This is a genomic window from Deinococcus rhizophilus (genome assembly GCF_030271215.1).
GTDB classification, from domain to species: domain Bacteria; phylum Deinococcota; class Deinococci; order Deinococcales; family Deinococcaceae; genus Deinococcus; species Deinococcus rhizophilus.
The window spans coordinates 1-6,217 of sequence record NZ_JASNGB010000179.1 but is presented as its reverse complement, the minus strand read 5'-3'; the positions used below and the strand labels follow the sequence as shown (position 1 = coordinate 6,217).

General features: G+C 72.3%; 6 protein-coding genes. 4 read left to right on the top strand and 2 right to left on the bottom strand.

What is annotated here, in order from left to right; translation table 11 throughout:
* Positions 1–220: 220 nt before the first annotated feature.
* A complete protein-coding gene (locus tag QOL99_RS14250; RefSeq protein ID WP_285524788.1) occupies positions 221–649 on the bottom strand; it encodes a hypothetical protein in 429 nt (142 codons plus the stop codon).
* A 149-nt stretch (positions 650–798) separates the two neighbouring features.
* On the opposite strand from QOL99_RS14250, the gene QOL99_RS14245 reads away from it, so the two are divergent.
* Positions 799–1,239 carry a 23S rRNA (pseudouridine(1915)-N(3))-methyltransferase RlmH gene (locus QOL99_RS14245; protein ID WP_285524787.1) on the top strand — a complete coding sequence of 147 codons (441 nt, stop codon included), beginning with the start codon at positions 799–801 and terminating at the stop codon, positions 1,237–1,239.
* Positions 1,240–1,300: 61 nt separating this feature from the next.
* Here the strand turns inward: QOL99_RS14245 and QOL99_RS14240 are convergent, their stop codons facing one another.
* Entirely contained in the window at positions 1,301–4,225 is a 2,925-nt protein-coding gene (locus QOL99_RS14240; protein ID WP_285524785.1) for an insulinase family protein, read from the bottom strand.
* A gap of 70 nt (positions 4,226–4,295) precedes the next feature.
* Between QOL99_RS14240 and QOL99_RS14235 the strand changes: the two genes are divergently transcribed.
* The 3 genes from QOL99_RS14235 to QOL99_RS14225 form a co-directional block, all read left to right on the top strand.
* Complete coding sequence (locus tag QOL99_RS14235; protein ID WP_285524783.1) at positions 4,296–4,505, top strand: hypothetical protein; 210 nt, start codon at positions 4,296–4,298, stop codon at positions 4,503–4,505.
* 46 nt (positions 4,506–4,551) lie between these two features.
* Positions 4,552–5,469 carry an Ig domain-containing protein gene (locus QOL99_RS14230; RefSeq protein WP_285524782.1) on the top strand — a complete coding sequence of 306 codons (918 nt, stop codon included), beginning with the start codon at positions 4,552–4,554 and terminating at the stop codon, positions 5,467–5,469.
* Positions 5,470–5,477: 8 nt separating this feature from the next.
* On the top strand, positions 5,478–6,217 hold a 740-nt coding region (locus QOL99_RS14225; RefSeq protein ID WP_285524781.1), incomplete at its 3' end, for a hypothetical protein.

Below are 6,217 nucleotides of genomic sequence, written 5' to 3'. Positions count from 1 at the left end.
GGCCCGGCAGCGGCTTGAGCCGCACGCGCACCCGGCGGCGGGTCAGGGCGCTGGTGATGCGGGCCCGCAGCAACTCGGCCTCGCCCACCGTGACTGTCACGACCGTGCCCTCGGGCAGCCGCGCTCCGACCAGCACGACGACGCCGCCCTCCACGATGCCCTTGTACGCCCTCATGACCCTCACTCTAGAGCCTGACCCCGCCCGGCAGCGCAGGGAGGCTCACGCTTCGCGGCCCTGCGCCCGCCGCTGACGCCGTTCGGCGTTGGACAGCGCCTCGCGCAGCGCCACGATCTCGCCCTCGCGGGCACCCCCCATCCGGGCGTAGCGGTCGATCACCTCGGCGGCCTCGCGGCGGCGGCCCAGCCGCAGCAGGATGGTTCCCAGGTGCTCGTCCCCCACGAAATAGGCGCGGGGATTTTCGGGGTCGGCCAGCACCTGCGCCCGCGCCGCGTTTAGGCGCTCCAGCGTGACCCGGTGCCGCCCTACCTGCCAGCGCACGAGGTAGGTTGCCAGCGCCAGCGTGACGAGCGCCCCCAGGGTGGCCGCGCTGTACGCTTCCGGCACCCCCACCTGGGTCCCCAGCCGCACCATCAGCGGAAACGAGAACGCCAGGATGACGAGCACCGCCAGGGTCGCGGCGTAGTTCATGGGGGTGAGGATAGCTTGTCGACCGTGGCGTGTGGCTTGTAGAGGAAGGTGGGAGGCGTCCCGGCAACGCCTCCCACCTTCCCTGTTTCTTTTCTCCACAGGCCACAGGCGACAAGCCACATGCCCTCACGCGCCCTATCCTCTTCCCCATGCGCCTGCACCTGGTCACCGTCGGGGAACCCAAGCTCGCCTACGCGAAGGCAGGCTGGGACGAGTACGCGGGGCGGCTGGGGAGATACCACAAGCTGCGCGTGACGCGGGTGACGGGCAAGACCCAGGCCGCCGAGAGTGAGGCGGTCGCGCGGGCGGCGGGCAAGGCCCCGCTGGTGCTGCTCGACCCGCGCGGGCGGCAGTTCAGCAGCGAGGGACTGGCCGCCTTTCTGGAGGCCGAGGCGGTGGGCGGCACGGGCGAACTCGCCTTCGCGGTGGGCGGGCCGGACGGCCACACCGACGCGCTGCGGGCCGGGGCGCGGCGGCTGTGGAGCCTGGGCGAGCTGACCCTGCCCCACGACCTCGCCATGATCGTGCTGGTGGAAGCGCTGTACCGGGCGTCCACCATCACGGCGGGGGAGCCGTACCACCGGGGGTAAGCGGGGACAGAGAAAGGGGGAGACGCGCCGAACGTCTCCCCTTTCCCAGGCCGCCTGAACCTCAGATGGTCTCTACCTCGAAGCGCAGCCCCAGCGCCCCCGTCTCCGGGTTGGGGTCCTTGCCCGCGACGAGGGCGTACCCGGCCCGCTCGGGGGTCAGCCACTGGGCGGTCACCCGGCGCAGGTCGTCCAGGGTGACGGCCAGCAGGCGGGCCTTGTACGCCTCCTGCACCTCGGGGGTGTAGCCCGCCTGGTCCCCGAAGAAGCGCAGGCGTCCGGCGGTGTCGGGGCTGGTGAGGGGATCGAGGGTCTTGCTGGCCCCCAGGATGGCCTCGGTGAGTTCGCGCTCGCCCAGGTCGCCCGCCAGGAACGTGGGCACGTCGCGGAACACCTCGTAGGTGCGGACGACGTGGGGGTCGCGGTAGCTGCTCATGGTGAAGACCCCGGCCCGCGCGTCGAAGGCCGCGCTGCCGCCGTAGGCACCGCCCTTCTCGCGCAGCTCGGGAAGCAGGTACTCACTTCGGAGCAGCCGCGAGAGCACCAGCAGCGCCGGGCTGTCGGGGTGGGTGTAGGGCACGGTCTGCCACGCCACCGCGTTGAACGCGACGGGCGAGTCGGTGAGCCGGGCCTGCGGGCCGCCCGCGAGGGTGCCGGGCCGGGGCCGCCCCACAGCCTCCCCTTCCCCGAAGGTGTCCGTGAGGGGGCCGAGGTCGAGCGCGGCGTCCTCCGGGGTGGCGGTCAGGCACAGCAGGGGTTCACCCTGGAGAATCAGGTCGCGGATGCGGGCGAAGCGCGAGAGCAGCGCGTCCACCTCGGCCTCCCCTCCCTCCACGATGCGCTGGAGGGCGGTCAGCGCGGTCAGGCCGCTGAACTCCTCCTCGATGCGGGCGGCGGGGCTGACCTGTGCCCCCGCGAGGCGCTCGGCGTAGGCGCTGCCCGCGTTCACCACGCTGGCCTTGAGGCCCGCCAGCCGCTGCCTCAGCAACTGGTCGAGGCGCTCGCGGGTGAACTCCGGCGCGGCGATCAGGTCGCGCAGCACCTCCACCAGCGCCGCCCCGTTGCGTGAGAGCGCCTTGCCGCCGAAGGTCAGCGAGAGGCGCAGGGCCTCCAGATCGCCCGGCTGACCGCCCACGCCCACGCTGGCGCTCACGCCGCCCGTCACGGCCTCGATGCGGCGGGCCAGCGCGAGGTAATCCTGCCCGGCGGCCCCGCTGCGGGTCACCGCGTAGGCGTAGAGCGGCAGGGTGCCGAGCAGGTCGGCGGGAACCTCGGGCAGCCGCACCTGCACGTCGAGATAGACCAGCCCGCCCGTGGGCTGCGGCACCCGGCCCACGAGTGCCCGGCGCACGGTCTCGGTGTCGTAGGGCACCCGCAGCACGGTCGCGGGCACGTCGTTCAGGGTCAGGGTGGGCAGCACGCTGGGGTCGCTGGGCTGCTCCTGCAATTCCTTGAGGCGCAGGCTCTCCGCGACGATGCGGGCGTGGTCCTCCTCGGTGAAGTCCGCACTCAGGCGCTCCACGAGTTCGCGCTCGCTCTGCTCGGTGCGGGCCATCAGCTCGGGGTCGGGCCGCAGGACCAGGGTCACGCGGTGAGGGTTGTCCAACAGTTCCTGCTGAATCATCGGCTCGAAGACCCGCCCGGCGGCGAGGTCAGCCCGCAGCCGCTCCAGCTCGGCCTCCAGCCGCAGCCCGGTCACCGGGTCGCCGCCGTAGAGCCACGGCCCCAGCAGCCGGAACATCACCTGCAGGGCGTAGGGGAAGCCGCTGTTGGAGACCTCGCGCTGGCTGATCTCGAACTGGTGGAGGCTGCTCTCGATGAGTTTGGGGTCGATGCCCTCGTCGGCGATCTGGCGCAGGGTGCCGAGCACCAGCGCCTCCACCTCGTCCGCCTTGCCCGCACTGAGTCCCTTGAGGCCCGCCGCGAAGGCCCCCTCGCGGAAGGAGTCGCGGTAGCCCGTCAGGTCGGCCAGGGCGCTGCCCAGTCCCGACTCAATGAGGGGCCGGGTCAGGGGCGCGGCGGGGTTCCCGAGCAGCACGTCGCCCAGCACGCTCCAGCGCAGGTTGTGGTCGGGGTCGGTGGAGTGGCCCAGCTTCCAGGCGACGAGCACCTGCCCGCCGCGCTCCACGTCGGTGCCGGGGTAGCCCACTTCCATCCGGCGCGGCTCCTCGAAGTTCGGCTGGTCGGGGATGCTCACGTCCAGCGTCTGGGGGCTGAACCTCGACATCACGTGCGCCTCGATCTCGCCCAGCACACGGGTCAGGTCGAGGGTGCCGTAGGTGTAGAAGAAGGCGTTGCTGGGGTGGTAGTGCGCCGCGTGAAAGGCCCGCAGGTCCTCGTAGGTGAGGTTCGGGATGTGCTCGGGCGAGCCGCCGGAGTTGTTCGCGTAGGTGAGGTCGGGATACAGCGCCGCGCCCAGCGAGCGGTACATGACCGCGCCTGCCGAGGCCATCGCGCCCTTCATCTCGTTGTAGACGACGCCCTGGAGCTTGAGGGGAGTCGTGGGGTCGTCGGGCGTCTCGAACTCGAAGCGGTGCCCGTCCTGCCGGAAGCTCTCGTAGCGCATCAGCGGGAAGAAGGTCGCGTCGAGGTACACGCCCAGCAGGTTGAAGTAGTCCTGCTCGTTGCGGGTGGAGAAGGGATAGGTCGTCCAGTCGCTCGCGGTCATCGCGTTCATGAAGGTGTTCAGGGACCGGGGCAGCATGGCGAAGAAGGGGTCGGCCACCGGGTAGTTCTGGCTGCCCATCAGCACGACGTGTTCGAGGATGTGCGCTACCCCCGTCGAGTCCCTGGGCACCGTTGGGAAGGTCACCCCGAAGGCGAGGTTGTCGTCCTCGCGGGCGACGTGGGCGTGCCGGGCACCGAGGTCGTGGCGCAGCAGCACCAGCGTGCCCTGCATCTCTGGCAGGGCCTCCACGCGCTCGACGGTGTAGCGGCCCAGACGGTCGCCGGGGGCAGGCAGGGCAGGGCGGGCTGGACTGACAGTCATGGAGGCAAGTCTAGCGCCGGGGAGCCGGGAGAAATGGCGAGATGCCCTTCTGGGCGGGATACACTGAGCCATGACAGACCTCCTGATTCTTCTGGGACTGATCGGAGTTCCTGCTGGGCTACTGCTGGGGTTCTGGCGCCTGCGCCGGGGGCTGCAGCGGGGCAGTGGAACGGTGGATCCACTCACCGGAGCGCTGTTCTTCGGGGCGGAGGCACGGGGGCAGGAGGGGCTGAAGCCGGGGGGACAGGCGGGACACGCCGGGGGAATCTCCAAAAGCTGACCCTCCACCCCGACCGTCCTCATCCCGGCCCGCTACACTTCACCCCATGCGACAACTCACCTCCGCGTGCGTGCTGCTGCTCGGCACCCTGGTGCTGGGAGCGTGCGGCGACACGCTGCCGACCGGGTCGGGCGCGACGGGTCTGCGCGACGCCCTGAACTTCACGACGACCAGCCTGCCCGTGGCCTACGCGGGCGAGCGTTACGAGGCGCCCGTCACGGTCTCGGGCGGTGCGGGGCCGTACACGGTGCGTCTCGCCTCGGGCACCTTGCCCCCCGGCGTGACCCTCAGCGGGATGCGGCTGACGGGAGCGCCCACCAAGACGGGCGCGTACACCTTCACCCTGGAAATGGCCGACGCCAACCTCAGCTCCAAGGTGCGCGAGTACACCCTGAACGTGAACGAGCTGCCGCCGCTGGCCGTCAAGCCCCAGCTTCCGACCGGCGAGCTGCGCGGCGAGACGCGCATCCCGCTGAACATCACCGCCCCGCGCACCGTCCGCGCGGCCCGGGTGACCTGGGAACTGCCCGAGGGCGTGACGGTGACGCGCGTGCAGCCCGCCGACGCCGCGGGGGTGCTGTTCTGGAAGGTCACGGGCCGCACCCTGACGGTGGACTTGGGGTTCAAGAGCGTGCCCGCCAACGGCACCCGCGTCGCCCTGGTGGGCCTGAGGCCGGAGAAGGTCGTCAAGCTGGACGCGACCCGCTTCGCCTTTGAAGCCCGGGACGGGGCCGGGAAGCTGCTGGCCGAGCAGAAGTTGCCTGCCCCACCTGCCCCCGCGCCGAGGGCGACTCCGGCTCCGGCTGCGGTCCCCACCCCGACGGGCACGGGCACAACTGCCCCGGCGTCGTCCACGACCACGCCTCCGGCAGCCAGCCCGGCCACCACCACGCCGAGCCCCACGGCACCCGCCGCGCCCACTCCCACCCCCCCCACCACACCGGGCAGCGGGGGCGGGCAGTGAGGCGGGCGATGACGCTCGTGGCCGCGCTGGCGCTGGGAGCCGTCCCGCTGACGGCGCAGGCGACCACGGCGCCAACCCTCACTCTGACCCAGCAGGCGCGAAAAGCGGCCGTCATCGTGCGGGCCACGCTGGGCACGTCCGCGCGGGTCACGGAAGGCGACGTGACCTGGGTGGTCTACCCCCTGACCGTGGCCGAGGCGGTGGTGGGCGACCCCGCGACCCTGCCGCAGCGGGAGGGCAAGCCCGCGCTGTACCTGCTCGCGGGGCTGGAAGGCGTGCCCGAACTCCGCGCCGGGCAGGAGGGCTTTTTCCTGCTGTATCCGGGTCGGCTCGACAGCCCGCTGGTGGGCTTCTCGCAGGGCTTCTATCCCATCGTGAACGGGCGGGTGACGCGGCCCGGTGCCGCTGGAGAGGCCGGGGGGACCTCTGCAGGCACGACCCCCACCCCCACGGCGACAACGCCCGCTTCGCCCACGACGCCGGGCACCCCCGCCGCCAACACGACCACCAACCCGACGCCAGGAACGACGGGCACGACGCCTCCGGCGGCTCCGGGAACAGGAGCGACTGGGGGAAGCGCGACCCCCCCGCCCACGACGCCGGGCACACCGGCGGCCCCTGCGCCAGCCTCTCCCACGCCGTCGGCCACTCCGGGCACGGCGACCCCTCCGGCCACCCCCGGCACGCCTGCGGCGGCGACTCCGGCCGCGCTGACCCCAGCCGCCACTCCACCAGCCGCAACCCCGGC

Bases quoted from the DNA above. Each gene is read 5' to 3' on its own strand.
- QOL99_RS14250 (WP_285524788.1), bottom strand. From the start codon at position 649: ATGAACTACGCCGCGACCCTGGCGGTGCTCGTCATCCTGGCGTTCTCG.
- QOL99_RS14245 (WP_285524787.1), top strand. From the start codon at position 799: ATGCGCCTGCACCTGGTCACCGTCGGGGAACCCAAGCTCGCCTACGCG.
- QOL99_RS14240 (WP_285524785.1), bottom strand. From the start codon at position 4,225: ATGACTGTCAGTCCAGCCCGCCCTGCCCTGCCTGCCCCCGGCGACCGT.
- QOL99_RS14235 (WP_285524783.1), top strand. From the start codon at position 4,296: ATGACAGACCTCCTGATTCTTCTGGGACTGATCGGAGTTCCTGCTGGG.
- QOL99_RS14230 (WP_285524782.1), top strand. From the start codon at position 4,552: ATGCGACAACTCACCTCCGCGTGCGTGCTGCTGCTCGGCACCCTGGTG.